This is a genomic window from Clostridium sp. UBA1056 (assembly GCA_002316385.1).
Lineage (GTDB): Bacteria > Bacillota > Clostridia > Clostridiales > Clostridiaceae > Clostridium_J.
Map to the genome: position 1 here is coordinate 1 of DCDL01000062.1, position 16533 is coordinate 16533.

Below are 16533 nucleotides of genomic sequence, written 5' to 3' on the forward strand. Positions count from 1 at the left end.
GAACCCTTAGATAGTGCTACTATCTAAGGAACCTGTTTCCTTGTCTAACTCGAAATATACTTCCCATCTTTGACTTATTATTTATTTTCAGATGCCTTAAAAGTAAACTCAATATAGTGTTGTATTTTACTTATTAGTCAAATTCGATATAGACTTACTGTACATTACATATTGAAGATGTAATGCTCTAGTTAAAGCTACATAAAGTAATTTTTTATCTAAAATATCATCCCTGTATATATCATTATCGCAGTTATAGACAATAGTTGCATCAAACTCTAACCCCTTAGTCATATAACTAGGTATAATCAAATTATTTATATCTAATTTACTTTGATTTTCTTCAATTAAATCCCATTGATATCTAGATTGCTTCTTAAGTTTTTTATGCATCTCCTTGCATTCTTTATATGTCTTGCAAATTATTGCTACAGTTTTTTTATTCTTACTATATATATCTTCTAATAAGGAATCAATTATATTTACTTCTTCCTCTTCCTTAGCATGAATGATTTTTGGCTTATCTCCATGCCTTAATATAGGAAGGGCTGGCTTTATATTAAGTTCTTGCTTTTCTAGGACTCTATTGGCAAATTCTATTATTTCTACTGTGGATCTATAGCTTTGAGATAGAGTTATATAAGTTGCATCATCATTAAATACCTTTTGGATTAACCCTTCCCATGAATTGATCCCTTTATAGTTATAGATTCCTTGACCTAAATCTCCTACTATGGTCATAGAATTATTCTTTGATATTTCTTTTAATACATTAAACTGCATAAAGCTATAATCTTGAGCTTCATCAATTACAGTATGAATATAATTTTCTTCTCCAACTCCATCTAGTTTTAACTGTAGATAAGTTAAAGCTGTTAAATCATCACAATCTATCTTCTTATTAGCTAGATTATTATTTATTTCATCTTTCATATAATCAGCTAATTTCCTAGGTATGCAATTATCTGTTACAGATGAAAATGCATCTTCATCATTATATAAATTTATATAACTCTCTAGTATACTTATCTTCTTCCACTGACCAAAGAAATCTTTTAATGACTTACTTCCTTTAGTTTTTAATCCTCCTATAAGTTCATCTCTTTCATCATAAGTTTTAATTATCTCTTTTCTTTTTTCTTCCTCTGATATATCTTTTCTATCTTTTATATCTTTAATTTTAAAAAAGTATTCATCCTCTATCTTGTCTTTAATTTCTTCTATTCTAGTTTTTAATTTACTTTTAAAATATTTATTTATTTCATCTTTTCTTTTGTTAATAGGCAAGTTTCCTAAATCTTTTATATAAAGCCTCTTTATCTCCTTTGATGTGAATAAGACATATTCATCAACTAATATGTCTTCTACTTCAGAGTTCTTTTTTTCTAAGTATCTTATAAATCTGTCCATAATAGTTTTATAAGTCATAGTTCCCTTTATTTTGCTTGATGTAGTAATGTATTTAATCTCTTCCTCATCCCTGCACTCCATTATATGTGCAAGCTTTTTATCCTTAGTAATTATTTCATATTTTGTATTTAAGATTGTACTACAAAGTTCCTCAAAGGTTGATTGCTTTACATTACTAACTCCTAAGTTTGGTAAAATATCTGATATATAATCTAAAAACAACTGGTTTGGTGCTACAACTAATATATTTCTATTGTTCATTTCATCTCCATAGGTATATACTAGATAAGCTAATCTATGTAATGCTACTGTAGTTTTTCCAGAACCCGCAGAACCTTGAATAATTATAGGTTTATTTTTATATGCCCTAATAATTTCATTCTGCTCTCTTTGAATAGTATTTACTACATCCTTTAGCTTCTTACTCATATTTTCTTCAAGATTTATCTTCAAGAATTCATCTACTAACTCTTCACCATCCTCTGATGTTGGAATTATTAATTCATTTACACCCTCATCAAAAATATTAACTATTTTTCCATCCTTAACTTGGAACTTCCTTTTTAACAATAGCTCTCCTTGAATTTCTCCCATAGGAGCAGTATATGTTGCTTGGCCAAAGGTTCCACTATAATATAAATTAGCAAGAGGTGCTCTCCAATCAATGACAACCTCCTCATTCTTAACCTCATCTATGAGTCCAAACTTACCAATATAAAAGCTTTCTACATCTCTTATTTTTTCCTTAAAATCAATTCTTGCAAAGTATGGATTGTCCTTACTTTCATTATATTTGTGCAAATCCTTATTAGCGAAATCTTGAATATTTTGAGCTAAAATCAGTTCTGTACTAAAGCTACCACCTGCTGATTTTTTAAGTGCTGATACTTTAGCTCCATACTCTTCACATTTTTTTTCTGTCTTTAAAAGCTGTTCTCCTATCCATTCCTTAGTAATATTAAATTTCATTTCTTCCTTTAAAGTCTCGTCTCTATTAATTGTCATTGCTTATCACCTCTCACTTCTTATATTTTGTAGATATCTTTTAATAGCAAAACCAAGTAGACCTCAATATTATCTATCACCTATTAATGGAAGGTAAATTTAAAGTAATATGAAGCCTAATTAAATTTAATAAAACATACCTATTCTATGAAAAAATATAGAGGAAAAATCCTTTGGACTCTTCCTCTTTTCTTATAATGTAATTTTATTTTTGTACTAATTGTATAATTTTCTACGAACATCTCTAGAGTCCTGCCACCATTATCTCTTACTTATATAAATAAAAATATTATTGTTATGACCAGACACTATCTAAATAAAATATTATTCTATTTATGAGTTGTCTACATATTATACATCATAATTATAGAAAATTATAGAGAATTTTTTGTTAATTTTTCAAATTTATATTAACAACCCTTAATCCTATGGAGCTTTAGTCTAAATTCACAGCACCTTTTTCCTTTTATTTACTCTGTATTTATTATTTCTATAGCTTCGACTTTATATATCATAAAACACAATAGCAACCTTATGTATGCTCATTGTATGTGTCTATTTTTCAATGTTATAATATGTTATAGATTGAAAATGATAGTTTAATCATATTTTATATGTAAAGTTAAATTTAATCAAAATGTTATAAATTAATATGACATCAAAGTATAAAAGGGGGATTTATAATGGCAGACTATCATAAAATGTGGGAAAGCTTAAACATGGATTTAGAAACTCATGACCAACTATGCGAGGTATTACCATCTATGTTTGAAGATGTATATTTAACTCAAGAAAATCGTCCAGAGGCAATGGATTACTTTAACTTTGTAATTGCAGAAATTCATGGAGTAAGACCAGCTGAACTTATTGAACATCAAAAAAAAGGTGGTAAAGTATTTGGTACTTTTTGCGTTTATGTTCCTGATGAAATAATATTTGCAGCAGGTGCTATTGCTACTGGCCTTTGTGGTGGTTCTCAGTTTTGGGTTCCAGGTGGAGAAAAGGTATTACCATCAGGTACTTGCCCACTAATAAAAGCTTCTGTTGGTGCTCGTTTAGATAGAACTTGTCCATTCTTTAGAATTGCTGATATGTATATTGGTGAAACCACTTGCGATGGAAAGAAAAAGGCTTGGGAAATCCTATCTGAAGATGTGCCTATGCATGTTATGGACTTACCACAAATGAAACGCAGAAAAGATGTGGACGCTTGGGCTGAAGAAATCAAAACACTTATGTCTAAAATTGAAGAATTTACTGGTAACAAGATAACAGCTGAATCTCTTTCTGCAAGTATTAAATTGATTAATGATAAGAGACGTGCTCTAGCTAGACTATATGAATTAAGAAAGCAACCTAATCCACCAATTAGTGGTAAGGACGTATTACTAATTTCTCAAATTGCATTTTATGATGATCCAATTCGTTTTACACAGATGGTAAACAAGCTTTGTGATGAACTAGATGAACGTGTAAAACAAGGAATTGGAATATTTAAAGAAGGCACAAAGAGAATTTTATTTACAGGTACACCAATGGCAGTTCCAAACTGGAAATTACATCACATTGTAGAAACAAGTGGTGCTGCTGTAGTTGCTGAAGAAACATGTACAGGTACTAGATATTTTGAAAACTTAGTAGATGAAACAAAAACAACTATTGATGATATGATAGTAGCACTAGCTGAACGTTATATGAGCATTAATTGTGCATGCTTTACACCAAACCATGGAAGAATCGATGATATTAAACGTTTAGTAGAAGAATATAAAGCAGATGGTGTAATTGATATTAACTTAAAATTCTGTAGCCTATATGATATTGAAGGATATACAGTAGAAAAGACACTAAAAGAAGCAGGTATTCCTGTACTTGGAATTGAAACTGATTATAATGACCAAGATTCTCAGCAATTACGTACTAGAATTGGTGCTTTTGTTGAAATTCTTAATAGTTAATTATGACTTGCAATTCATCAAATAAACCCCAACACGAAGAGACAAAAGTTATGGAGTATTATGTACTATTTCCAAACCATAATAATGGATTACATTTATACCGTAGCTTAAAAAAGGCACAAATTAAGGCTACTATTGTACCTACACCTAGAAGGGCAAGTTCCTGTTGTGGTATTTCACTGTTAATACCAAAGGAAGCTATTAATGTAGTCAATGAATGTGTAAAAACAGAAAATATTGATATCATTGATATTGTAGCTCTTACTAAAATATCAAATCCCTTAAGGGATAAATTTTACTAAATAGGGGTAAGAAATAATTTGCAAGGAATATTTCTTACTCCTTTTTTTAATTTATATAAAAGGCGGTAATTTAATATGTATTTTATAGGAATTGATATTGGTTCTACAGCCTCTAAGGTTGTTGTACTTGGAGATACTCACTTGGAATTTGTACTTCCTACAGGATGGAACAGTAAGGAGACTTCCCAACTTATTAAAGAAAAACTCCTTAAAGAAAATATAGATGTGTCTTCTAATGAAGTAAAGGTTATTGCTACTGGCTATGGACGTATTTCAGTAGACTATGCTGATAAAATTATTACCGAGATAACTTGTCATGGCCGAGGTGGAAAAGAATTAGCTCAAAAGGACTGTACTATTGTCGATATCGGTGGACAAGATACGAAAATAATCACCCTACAAAAGGGTATTGTGGTAGATTTTCTTATGAATGATAAATGTTCAGCTGGTACTGGTAAATTTATTGAAGTTATGGCAAATAGATTAGGAGTAACCATTGAAGAATTATTTAAATTAGCTACTGAAGGAAATGCTCTTCCTATTAGCTCTATTTGTACAGTCTTTGCCGAATCTGAAATTATAAATTATATAGGTGAAGGTAGGGATAGGTCTGATATTGCTGCAGGAGTTATTGATTCTGTAGCTACTAAGGTATCCTTGCTTTGTAATCGTCATGGTCTATCAGAAGCCCTGCTTCTTACAGGCGGCTTAAGTGGAAATGAATATTTTAATCATTTACTTAGAACTAAGTTAAAGAAACCTGTAATTGCAACTCCAGGAGGTCGATATGCTGGAGCTCTAGGAGCTGCATTAATTGCACAGGATAAATTTGCTTAGCTATACTATGTTTCTCAATGCATTGATACACGTATCAATTTCCTCTTTAGTATTGCTATGACTAAATGAAAACCTAACTGTACCTTGAGGATAAGTACCAAGGGTCTTGTGTGCACGAGGTGCACAATGTAATCCAACTCTAGTTGAAATACCATAAATATTATCTAGTAAAAAGGCCACTTGGGCATTATCCATAGATTTAAAATCTATGGATACGATTCCTAATCGATTTTCCATGGTCTTTTTTCCTATAATTTCTACGTTATTTAATTTCTGAACTTCTTCAATGAAATATTCTGTTAACTTAAGTTCTTTCTCTCTAATTTTATCCTTCCCTACAGATTTAATATATTTTAGGGCGGTATACAATCCAATAATACCCGGTAAATTTAATGTACCACTCTCAAATCTATCTGGTAAGAATGTTGGAGGTTCTTCAGAATCTGATATACTGCCTGTCCCTCCAACAATGGTAGGTGAAATCTTACTAGCTATCTCATCTCTTACAATAAATCCGCCTATACCTTGAGGCCCTAACAGACTCTTATGTCCTGTAAATGCTAAAAAATCAATATTATATTCTTCCATATCTATATCCAAAACTCCTGCAGTCTGAGCTGCATCTACTACAAATACAATATTATTTCTTCTACATAGTTGTCCAATTTTTTCTATTGGGATAATAGTACCGCATACATTGGATCCATGTATTGTAATAATAGCCTTTGTTGTTTCTTTTATTAATGATTCAAAATCCTCTACTGTAATATTACCTTCTCTATCACCTTCTGCAATATCGAACTCAACCCCTGCCTTTTCCATCTGAACTAATGGCCTCATAACTGCATTATGTTCCATACTACTTACAATGACATGATCTCCTGGCTTAAGGTATCCTTTTATAAAAAAATTTAATGAGTAGGTAATACTTGGAGTAAAAATAACATTACTAGACTTAGGAAATTTAAATAGTTCACAAATTAGTTCTCTAGTATCATAAACTATACCTTCTAAGTCATAAGCCCCCTCATATCCTCCACGATTAATGTTAAAGGCACCCTTTTCTATCATTTCTGCCATAGCTTCACCAACATTAGGAGCCTTAGGGAATGAAGTGCTTCCATTATCAAAATATATCATAGTTAAAAACATCTCCTATTTATATGAATATATATTATATACCACCTCAATTGTATTTACTTTTCACTTCATAGTCAACGAATCACCTAATTAATTAGTATTCTATTTGTTATCTATCTAAGCTTAAAGGTTTTAGGTGCAACCTTATAAACTACTATTAAAGCAATAATCATATAAATTACAGTAAAAATAATAACTCCTACACTAAATAAATATGAAGTAATATCAAGGTTTAAACACATATAACAACCTATATACGTAAGTGAATTTATAATACTAAATAACGGACTTTTAACTTTTAACGCCGCAGTATAGGGCTGAATTACATAATATAATACCAAGTGATGTATTGAAAAGAAGCATGATAAGCATATAATGCTTAAAAACATAGGTATCATTTCAAGCATCATAGAAAACCTACCTACAGATAATATAATACCAATTATGCCCATACAAATTGCTAATGCAGGTATAACATTAAAAATAATTATCCTCTTAAGTCTTGCTCTAAAATTAGCAATTATAACATTACCTTCCCTATAATATCCATACCTTAGTAAACTTACATCACAATTATAGAACATTGCCTTACAAATCTTTTGACTAGTACATATAGAGTACATTATGAATATCCATAGTGGCGCTGTTTTATATAAAACCTTTATAACATCTTCTCTAACCTCTGGCTTCCATAATACAAAACCAATGATAGCTAAAGATATAATCATAATTGCTATAACTATATTTCTTGTAGCTCTAGATAGCAACTTTCTATGTCTCCTAAAAAATATAGCATTTAAATATTCATATCCTTTTTTACTCTCATATATATTAGAGTTTAACTCTTCACTTTTCATCTTTTTTTCATCTATTTTTACATCTGCAAAGGTAGCTTCGGCCATTATATTTTGGCCATTAAAGGCCATAGCCTTAGTACATATAATTTTATCAATCTCTTTAAACTTTTTATATTTAAATATATATTTAAGTGATATTCCTGATAAAATTATCAATAATGCTAGAACTCTATAATCATATAGCCAGTTACCAATACTTATATTAATCTTCAAGAATGGAAGCAGATATGCTAATACCATACCTAAAACTATAATTATTACATTATACATAGCCTTAGAAGGAAGTAATACTTTAAGCTTATCATATATAAATAAGTGTACTAATTCTCCTATAAATCTAATTGCAATGAATTCTATGGATAAAATCATTCCTTTTAAAGGTGAAAATACTATAACCATTATGGGAATAAAATATATAAAATCTAGTATTCTCTTATATACTATTTGTCCAATAAAATATTTTCTAGAATCAACTCTCATTAACCTAATCATATTAAAGGATTTTAATACATCAGAAAGTACAACAGTATCTTCAAGAGGTCCAAGTATAAAACTTAAGAAAAAGAATATCTGAACTGCAATATCCTTTGTGTTGCCAATATCTTTTGAAAAGTACATGGCTGGAATTAGCACCATCACCCCTATATAGATAGCTTTCCTAATAAATCCAAATAAAAAAGACAATATTTCAAATATGATTCCAAGAATCATTTTAATATTTGTTTTTCCATAAAGATTTTCCGGGATCTTCTTTCCTAATATAGGAATCTTCTTAACGAAGTATATAAATGTATTTGCTCTTTTGGCAAAAGCAAATTTATATGTACTAGTAAAAGTTCTAATCATTGCTTTCCTCCCTCAAGATTTCCATAATACGTTCTTCAAATTCTTCACTTTTTAATATATCATTTGGAACTTGCTCTAATATACCATTATTCAATACTACAATTTCATCACACAAATCCGTAGCAAGCTGTAATATATGAGTTGAAAATATAATTATATGGTCACTTTTTATTTTCTTTAATAAATTCTTAATCTCTAAGGCTACAATTACATCAAAAGAGCTTAGTGGTTCATCTAACAAAATTACTGGTGGTCTTGTTATTAAAAAACATAACATTTGAATCTTATTTTTCATTCCATGAGAATAACCTTTTATTAATCTATGGCTATCTTCTTCAGATATTTTAATAATATCTAAATATTCTTCTATTGTTTTTAAATCTTTAATTTTATCCTTGTTTATATCAATATAAAACTTAATAAATTCATAGCCAGTTAAAAACTCTGGTAGCACTGGATCTGCAAAAACATATCCTATATTAGAATAATCTAACCTACTCTCGTCACTTGTACTATTCTGTAGAGTAACTTGTCCACCTTCATTTTCTATTTCTCCACTTATACAGTTAAACAAAGTAGTTTTACCTGCACCATTTCTTCCTAAAAGTCCATATATCTTTCCCTTTTCAAATGTAAAAGATGCACCTTTTAAAACCTTCTTATTTTCAAAACTCTTCTGTATATCTTTTAATATTAATTCCACTTTTCTCCCCCTATTATCCTCTACTATATTTAATATAACTTGTTATCCTAGTTAAAAAGCACCAATAATATAACTATTCATGCACACATTTTAATATATTTAATGTGCTATTTAGAAAGATAAATACTTCCAGCTCCCTATGAAAGGTGTAACTATTTAAATAGTTCCCTTTATAAAATTTAAAATAGTTAAATATTTAAAATTTTATATATTCACTAGGAATCTTACAGCTTTCCTAACATTTTTAAAAAATATATATTATATTAAATAATCTATATTATACCATAAACTTATTTAATAAATATCTAGTACCTTTAATGTAAATTTAATACTATAATTTATGTATTTTAAGTATGAATTGTTATATATTTCACATTTAAATAGATAATTTCCAAATTATCTATTCCAAAATATTACTTAATGTGAAATAATATGATAAAGCTTACTTCTATATCATAATTTTATAAAAGCTTTTATAATAACAAATAAATCTCAAAGAAGTTTATTTGTTGACACATTATTTGCTTAAGGAGTTGTATTAAATGGAGAATTTAGAGAAATTTCGAAATTTTATGAAGTCTATTTTTTCAGCAGAAGATTATGATGATGATTATGAATTATCTGATCAAGAAAAGAAACTACCTCAACCACCATTGGAAAAGCCTTATAATAAAAATGATAAAACTATAGACTTACCTGAAGTAACAGATAAAGTTCTCATTAAATCTAATATCTTAGATATTATAAATCAAAGGGGAAGTCATAGAAAATTTACTGATGATGACTTAAGTTTAGATGAACTCTCATTTCTTCTTTGGACTACTCAAGGAGTAAAGAAAGTTACAGCTAATAACTATGCAACCCTAAGAACAGTACCTTCAGGCGGTGCACGTCATCCCTTCGAGACATACTTAATAATAAATCACGTAGATGGTCTAAAAAAAGGGTTATATAGATATCTTCCTTTAACCCACAAGTTACTTCTTATATTAGAGGACCCTAACTTATCAACTCAAATTTCTCATATAGCCTGTGGACAAACTTTTGTGGGTGACAGTGCAGTAACTTTTATATGGAGTTGTACACCATATAGAGGTGAATGGAGATATATAGATGCTGCCCATAAGGTAATGCTTCTTGATGCAGGTCATGTGTGCCAAAATCTTTATCTTGCTTGTGAGTCCATAGGATGTGGTACCTGTGCTGTTGGAGCCTATGATCAAAAGCTTATTGATAAGTTTTTAGATCTAGATGGTAAAAATGAATTTGTAATATATATGGCTCCAGTAGGTAAATTATATAAATAATCTATAATTGAAAATAGTAAACTAAATTTATCAGCATTTGAAGGATGTCTTAAGTTTTAATTGAGATATCCTTTTTATTGATCAATTGTAATTAGTAATCACCATTACCATTTATAGTATACCAGTAATCCTTTCTTTCTACATATAAAGAACATCACATTTTAGTAAATTAAACCAAATTTATATATTTTTTTGATTTATTCATAGATATTTAAATAAAACTTAACTTATATTTGACATAAAATTATTATAATGATAACATTTATTAGTACTAATATTAGTACTAATAAGCTTTTTAAGACGTATTAAAAAACTTATTATTCGTAGCTCTTGTATCACAAATTAAAACTTATCATATTAGATTCATTTTAATTTTATATTTTCATAAAAGCTACTAACTTTATTAATCTGTGTATTTTTCACAAAATTTTTGCTAAAAATAACTCAATTGAAGTTTTAATTAATTTTAGATATTACTTCAGTTGCTTTGTTAATTTAATAAAACAGTTTAGGGGGATTTTATTATGAACAGTCTTATCTATGTTTGTATAGCTGCTGGATTGCTTGCTTTAATCTCTGCCTTTTTACTACTATTAAAAATTAATAAAAGTAGTGAAGGTACAGATAAAATGAAAGAAATCGCTTCAGCTATCAGTGAAGGTGCTACTGCTTTCTTAAAGGCAGAGTACAAAGTATTAATCATTTTCTGTGCTATTATTTTCGTATTAATAGGTGTAGGAATAGGCAGCTGGGTTACAGCAGTTTGCTTCTTAGTTGGAGCGTTATTCTCAACTCTAGCAGGTTATGTTGGTATGCATACAGCAACTAAAGCTAACGTAAGAACTGCTGAAGGTGCTAGAACATCTGGTATGAGTAAAGCACTATCAATTGCATTCTCTGGTGGAGCTGTTATGGGACTATGTGTTGTAGGTCTTGGCCTTCTAGGAGTAAGTGTAGTTTACTTTTTTACAAGTAATGTAGAAGTACTTACTGGATTTAGTTTAGGAGCTTCTACTCTAGCTCTTTTTGGACGTGTTGGTGGTGGAATATACACTAAAGCTGCTGACGTTGGAGCTGACCTTGTTGGTAAGGTAGAGGCTGGTATACCTGAAGATGATCCTCGTAACCCAGCAGTAATTGCTGATAACGTTGGTGATAACGTTGGTGACGTTGCTGGTATGGGTGCAGACTTATTTGAATCATATGTTGGTTCTATCATATCTGCTATTACACTAGGCGTAGTTGCTTTCGGATTAGAGGGAGCTATTTTCCCACTTGTAATATCTGCAGCAGGAATTTTCTGTTCTATAATAGGAATTGTGCTTGTAAATAATAGTAAAAGTCAAAATCCACACAAAGCTTTAAATAGTGGAACTTACTTAGCTAGTATATTAGTTGTTATAGCTTCTGCAGTACTTAGTAAAAGATTCTTCGGAGATTTCTTACCATTCTTCGCCATAATTTCAGGAATTATAGTTGGTTTATTAATTGGTAAATTAACAGAAGTATACACTTCAAGTGATTTTAGATCAGTAAAGAAGATTGCTGATCAATCTGAAACTGGTTCTGCAACTACAATTATATCTGGGCTTGCTGTTGGAATGGAATCTACAGCTCTACCTATAGTATTAATTGCTATTGCTATATTAGTTGCTTATTATTTCTCTGGACTATACGGTATTGCTCTTGCAGCCGTTGGAATGTTATCAACTACAGGTATTACAGTTGCAGTTGATGCTTATGGTCCGATTGCTGATAACGCTGGTGGTATTGCAGAAATGTCTGGACTTGATTCATCAGTTCGTAAGATTACTGATAAATTAGACTCTGTGGGTAACACTACTGCTGCTATGGGTAAAGGATTTGCTATTGGTTCTGCAGCACTTACTGCATTAGCATTATTTGCTTCTTACTCTCAAGCTGTTGGTTTAACTACTATTGATTGTTTAAATCCTAAAGTAATTGTTGGATTATTAATTGGAGGTATGCTTCCATTCTTATTCTCAGCATTTACAATGGAATCAGTTGGTAAAACAGCTAACAAAATGATTGTTGAAGTTCGTAATCAATTTAAAACCATTCCTGGTATTTTAGAAGGTACAGGAAAACCTGACTATAAAAGATGTGTTGAAATTTCAACAGCTGCAGCATTAAAAGAAATGCTTATTCCTGGAATAATGGCTGTAGCTGCGCCATTAGTAATTGGTATCTTACTTGGTACTGAAGCTTTAGGTGGACTTTTAGTAGGATCTCTTGTTTCAGGAGTTATGCTTGCTATTTTCATGTCTAACTCTGGTGGTGCATGGGATAATGCTAAAAAATATATTGAGGAAGGTACTCACGGTGGTAAAGGTAGCGATGCTCATAAAGCTGCTGTTGTTGGAGATACTGTTGGAGATCCATTCAAAGATACATCTGGTCCATCAATCAATATATTAATAAAGCTAATGACAATTGTTTCTTTAGTTTTCGCTTCATTATTTGTTTCAATAGGTGGACTTCTATAGAAGCTTAGTTATAAAATAAAGTATTAAACCTCTTAATTTAGAGTTATAACTCTAAATTAAGAGGTTTCTTATTATAATATTTAATTAAAATCTACTATTATATTTTTGGGTTAACTTAACTAAACTATTAAGCTTTTAATCTAAAAGCTCTCCATCGTACTCTTCTAAGAAAGAATGTTTTTGCCCATCTTTCTGCCATCCTAAAATAGCATCCATATTTACATTTTCAGCAGCCTTAAATATAGATTTATCTACATCCTTAAAGGTCTTTTTCATCTCTTTAATCATATCTTTTATTTCATGTCTCTTATTACCAATCTTCTTTGCAGCTACCATACATGCACAGTTAAGAGGCCATATGCCACTACTTTGTATAAAGTTTTCTATATAGCTTTCCTCAACATAATAAAGAGGACGTATAAGCTCTAATCCTTTAAAGTTAGTTGCCTTAAGCTTTGGAAGCATAGTCTTGAACGTTCCTCCATAAAGCACATTTAACATAGTAGTTTCAATAACATCATTAAAATGATGGCCTAGAGCAAGCTTATTACAGCCAAGTCTTTCAGCTTCAGAGTATAGGGCACCTCTTCTCATTCTAGCACACATATAACACGGATAATCCTTAGCTATCTCATCTATAATATCAAATATTTTAGAATCAAATGTATGTATTGGTATATTTAAATAATTACAGTTGTCTAGTAAAAGCTCCTTAATCTGTGGATGATATCCTGGATCCATGGCAATAAACTCTAATTCAAAATTTACTTGCCCATGACGCTTTAACTCTTGAAACAACTTAGCCATTATTATACTATCCTTACCTCCAGATATCCCAACAGCTATCCTATCTCCTTCTTCTACTAAGTTATATTCTCTAACAGCCTTTATAAACTTAGACCATACTGATTTTCTATATTTTTTTATTAAACTTCTCTCTATTTCTTCTAAAGGCTTTCTCTCATTAAAAGGAACCAGTATTTCACAACCTTCTCCTGCTATACCACTCATTTCTCTCACCTCGTAAATTTATAATATCTATATTTTTATATTTCCAATCATATAAAGCTTATAGAATTATATCTACAAACTTACCTTGATATTATAACACCTTTATATATTTTTGTCTTGTTAGGCATCTGAAAATGAATAATAAGTCAAAGATGCCTTACTGCAATTAAGTTAAATTTCCATTGCTACACTAAAGTAAAATAGATATGATTTACTTTTTTTAGATAAAAGAAATTCTTTTATTTATGTATGAACAAAAATTAGAAATTCGTATATATATATAGTATAAGGTTTCACTAACTATATTTTAAAAAGTGGGGTAAATGTTAATATGAATGATAATAAAATGAATATAAACAATAATAGATGTCCAGCAGCTCCTTGTGCAGCTGTTGCTAGTGTACCACAATCACTAACTGAACAAATTCCTGTAACTCCTGTTGTTGTTGCACCTGGACCTGTAGTTGTTAAGGTTCCAGTTGTATTAGCAGAAGTAAATGTAACCATTCCTGTTGAAGCTGTTATCACATTAGACGAACCAGCTATGGAAATTAAACGAATTAGAAAGAATGTATTTTTAACTCAATCCCGTATTATTCCATTTTCTCAAGATGATAGACCAGGTACTGGAATACTATTTATAGCAGGTTTTATAAGAAAGAATATTGAGTTTGCAACTGAAACTTGTATGACAGCTGGAACTCCAAATTTTTGTGGAGATATAAGACAGTGTACAGTTGAAGTGCCTTTCCATTTCACAACAAGAATTCATTTCATGAGAGAACCGATTTTTGTTGAAAATACCACTCCAAGTGAATTAGAATTCTTTACAGATAAACTTCAAAGTTGCGATGCTTGTGCAGATAAAGTTATTGGACGTAATCCTTGTGATCAGAGTCTTTTCTTTAGAGAATTCTTTAATGAAAAACCTTTTACTGAATTAGTAAGAGCAGATATTGCTGAAGTTGATATTCACACAAATCCATTTTTCAGTTGCACAACTCCTACAGAACAAAGGTTTACTGAAATTACAGAAAAAGCAGTAGTAAATTTAACACTAAAAGTATTACAAAACCAACAAGTAGAAGTTATGGCAATAAGATCAACTTGCTAGGAATTGAATTGAAAAATTAATCTTATTAAATGATATATTGCAGACCTAAAGCTTACTAAGACAGGCTTTGGGTCTGTTTTTAAGAGAAAAGTTATCTCTATCAACATGTCCTTGACAATACTTAATATTAGTGTTGTCAAGAAGTTTTTGCCTTATAATGTAAATAGATATAATTTGATAATTGTAACCCCATTTATTAGATAAAAGAAATTTTTTTATTCATGTATGAACAAAAAGTAAAAATTCGTATATTATGTAGTATAAGGTTTCAATAACTATATTTTAAAAAGTGGGGTAAATGTTATTATGAATGATAATAAAATAAATACAAATAATAATAAAATAAATACAAATGATAATAAAATAAATACAAATAATAATACATGTGTAACAAATCCTTGTGCAACTGTAACTACTCAAGCACAATCACTAACTGAACAAATTCCTGTAACTCCTATTGTTATTGCACCTGGACCTGCAGTTGTTAAGGTTCCTGTTGTATTAGCAGAAACAAATATAACCATTCCTGTTGAAGCTATTATTACATTAGACCAACCAGCTATAGAAATTAAACGAATTAGAAAGAATGTATTTTTAACTCAATCCCGTCTTATTCCATTTTCTCAAGAAGATGGATTTGGCACTGGAATACTATTTATAGCAGGTTTTATAAGAAAGAATATTGAGTATGCAACTGAAACTTGTAGGACAGCTGAAACTCCAAATGTTTGTGGAGATATAAGACAGTGTACAGTTGAAGTACCTTTCCATTTCACAACAAGAATTGATTTCCTTAGACCACCGATTTTTGTTGAAAATACCACTCCAAGTGAATTAGAATTCTTTACAGATAAACTTCAAGGTTGCGATGTTTGTGCAGATCCAGTGATTGGACGTAATCCTTGTGATCAAAGTCTTTTCTTTACAGAATTCTTTAATGAAAAACCTTTTACTGAATTAGTAAGAGCAGATATTGCTGAAGTTGATATTCACACAAATCCAACTTCAAGTTGCACAACTCCTACAGAACAAACGTTTACTGAAATTACAGAAAAAGCAGTGGTAAATTTAACACTAAAAGTATTACAAGAACAACAGGTAGAAATTACAGCAGAAGGAACTTGCTAGGAATTGAATTGAAAAATTAATCTTATTAAATGATATATTGCAGACCTAAAACTTACTAAGAGAGGTTTTGGGTCTGTTTTTAAGTTAGATCAAAATAATCTAAAAATATCTGAGAAAGTCTGTTTAGTTATTTGACTGTAAAATTATTGAAGTGAAACTGTACTATTATAGTATATAAATATTTTTGAAATGCTTATTTTGTAACTACTTTAAGACATGTTGAATAATATAGATAGATAAATAAGTTTTGGAGATGTAAATTTATTAATGAATACTTTAAATGCATCTAGAGAAGCCAATACCTGTACAGAAGCTTATCTTAGTGAAGATTATATCAGTCTTTTTATTCAGTATGATGAAGATCTTACTAACAAGCTTAAAGACATAGACTACGTCTGTATTTATAGT

The 16533-nt window shown here is 30.1% G+C and carries 12 protein-coding genes; 7 read left to right on the forward strand and 5 right to left on the reverse strand.

Annotated elements, in window-relative coordinates; genetic code table 11:
• Positions 1 to 126 precede the first annotated feature (126 nt).
• Positions 127 to 2415, reverse strand: a complete 2289-nt coding sequence (gene helD, locus B3W71_RS18145; RefSeq protein ID WP_346890340.1) for an RNA polymerase recycling motor HelD — start codon at positions 2413 to 2415, stop codon at positions 127 to 129.
• 683 nt (positions 2416 to 3098) lie between these two features.
• Between helD and B3W71_RS18150 the strand changes: the two genes are divergently transcribed.
• From B3W71_RS18150 to B3W71_RS18160, 3 genes are all read left to right on the forward strand, one after another.
• On the forward strand, positions 3099 to 4373 hold the full coding sequence (locus tag B3W71_RS18150) for a double-cubane-cluster-containing anaerobic reductase (RefSeq protein WP_346890341.1): 1275 nt from the start codon (positions 3099 to 3101) through the stop codon (positions 4371 to 4373).
• Between the two features lie 50 nt (positions 4374 to 4423).
• Positions 4424 to 4675 (forward strand): DUF3343 domain-containing protein, encoded by a 252-nt coding sequence (locus tag B3W71_RS18155; protein ID WP_346890342.1) that lies wholly within the window; start codon positions 4424 to 4426, stop codon positions 4673 to 4675.
• Positions 4676 to 4750: 75 nt separating this feature from the next.
• Positions 4751 to 5512, forward strand: coding sequence for an acyl-CoA dehydratase activase (locus tag B3W71_RS18160; RefSeq protein ID WP_346890343.1), 762 nt, complete (start codon positions 4751 to 4753; stop codon positions 5510 to 5512).
• Here the strand turns inward: B3W71_RS18160 and B3W71_RS18165 are convergent, their stop codons facing one another.
• From B3W71_RS18165 to B3W71_RS18175, 3 genes are all read right to left on the reverse strand, one after another.
• Positions 5513 to 6652, reverse strand: a complete 1140-nt coding sequence (locus B3W71_RS18165; RefSeq protein ID WP_346890344.1) for an aminotransferase class V-fold PLP-dependent enzyme — start codon at positions 6650 to 6652, stop codon at positions 5513 to 5515.
• Positions 6653 to 6765: 113 nt separating this feature from the next.
• Positions 6766 to 8355 carry a hypothetical protein gene (locus B3W71_RS18170; RefSeq protein WP_346890345.1) on the reverse strand — a complete coding sequence of 530 codons (1590 nt, stop codon included), beginning with the start codon at positions 8353 to 8355 and terminating at the stop codon, positions 6766 to 6768.
• Positions 8348 to 9058, reverse strand: a complete 711-nt coding sequence (locus B3W71_RS18175) for an ABC transporter ATP-binding protein (protein WP_346890346.1) — start codon at positions 9056 to 9058, stop codon at positions 8348 to 8350. Before B3W71_RS18175 ends, B3W71_RS18170 begins: the two co-directional genes overlap by 8 nt.
• Before the next feature lie 542 nt (positions 9059 to 9600).
• On the opposite strand from B3W71_RS18175, the gene B3W71_RS18180 reads away from it, so the two are divergent.
• Complete coding sequence (locus B3W71_RS18180) at positions 9601 to 10365, forward strand: SagB/ThcOx family dehydrogenase (RefSeq protein ID WP_346890347.1); 765 nt, start codon at positions 9601 to 9603, stop codon at positions 10363 to 10365.
• Between the two features lie 524 nt (positions 10366 to 10889).
• A complete protein-coding gene (locus B3W71_RS18185; RefSeq protein ID WP_346890348.1) occupies positions 10890 to 12872 on the forward strand; it encodes a sodium-translocating pyrophosphatase in 1983 nt (660 codons plus the stop codon).
• A 135-nt stretch (positions 12873 to 13007) separates the two neighbouring features.
• Here B3W71_RS18185 and B3W71_RS18190 read toward each other — a convergent pair whose 3' ends face one another.
• Positions 13008 to 13883, reverse strand: a complete 876-nt coding sequence (locus tag B3W71_RS18190; protein WP_346890349.1) for a tRNA 2-thiocytidine biosynthesis TtcA family protein — start codon at positions 13881 to 13883, stop codon at positions 13008 to 13010.
• Between the two features lie 331 nt (positions 13884 to 14214).
• Between B3W71_RS18190 and B3W71_RS18195 the strand changes: the two genes are divergently transcribed.
• Both B3W71_RS18195 and B3W71_RS18200 read left to right on the forward strand, forming a co-directional pair.
• A complete protein-coding gene (locus B3W71_RS18195; protein ID WP_346890350.1) occupies positions 14215 to 14997 on the forward strand; it encodes a CsxC family protein in 783 nt (260 codons plus the stop codon).
• 306 nt (positions 14998 to 15303) lie between these two features.
• Complete coding sequence (locus tag B3W71_RS18200) at positions 15304 to 16125, forward strand: CsxC family protein (RefSeq protein WP_346890351.1); 822 nt, start codon at positions 15304 to 15306, stop codon at positions 16123 to 16125.
• Positions 16126 to 16533: the final 408 nt, after the last annotated feature.

Bases quoted from the DNA above. Each gene is read 5' to 3' on its own strand.
- B3W71_RS18165 (WP_346890344.1), bottom strand. From the start codon at position 6,652: ATGATATATTTTGATAATGGAAGCACTTCATTCCCTAAGGCTCCTAAT.
- B3W71_RS18190 (WP_346890349.1), bottom strand. From the start codon at position 13,883: ATGAGTGGTATAGCAGGAGAAGGTTGTGAAATACTGGTTCCTTTTAAT.
- B3W71_RS18160 (WP_346890343.1), top strand. From the start codon at position 4,751: ATGTATTTTATAGGAATTGATATTGGTTCTACAGCCTCTAAGGTTGTT.
- B3W71_RS18150 (WP_346890341.1), top strand. From the start codon at position 3,099: ATGGCAGACTATCATAAAATGTGGGAAAGCTTAAACATGGATTTAGAA.
- B3W71_RS18200 (WP_346890351.1), top strand. From the start codon at position 15,304: ATGAATGATAATAAAATAAATACAAATAATAATAAAATAAATACAAAT.
- B3W71_RS18155 (WP_346890342.1), top strand. From the start codon at position 4,424: ATGGAGTATTATGTACTATTTCCAAACCATAATAATGGATTACATTTA.
- helD (WP_346890340.1), bottom strand. From the start codon at position 2,415: ATGACAATTAATAGAGACGAGACTTTAAAGGAAGAAATGAAATTTAAT.
- B3W71_RS18170 (WP_346890345.1), bottom strand. From the start codon at position 8,355: ATGATTAGAACTTTTACTAGTACATATAAATTTGCTTTTGCCAAAAGA.
- B3W71_RS18195 (WP_346890350.1), top strand. From the start codon at position 14,215: ATGAATGATAATAAAATGAATATAAACAATAATAGATGTCCAGCAGCT.
- B3W71_RS18185 (WP_346890348.1), top strand. From the start codon at position 10,890: ATGAACAGTCTTATCTATGTTTGTATAGCTGCTGGATTGCTTGCTTTA.
- B3W71_RS18180 (WP_346890347.1), top strand. From the start codon at position 9,601: ATGGAGAATTTAGAGAAATTTCGAAATTTTATGAAGTCTATTTTTTCA.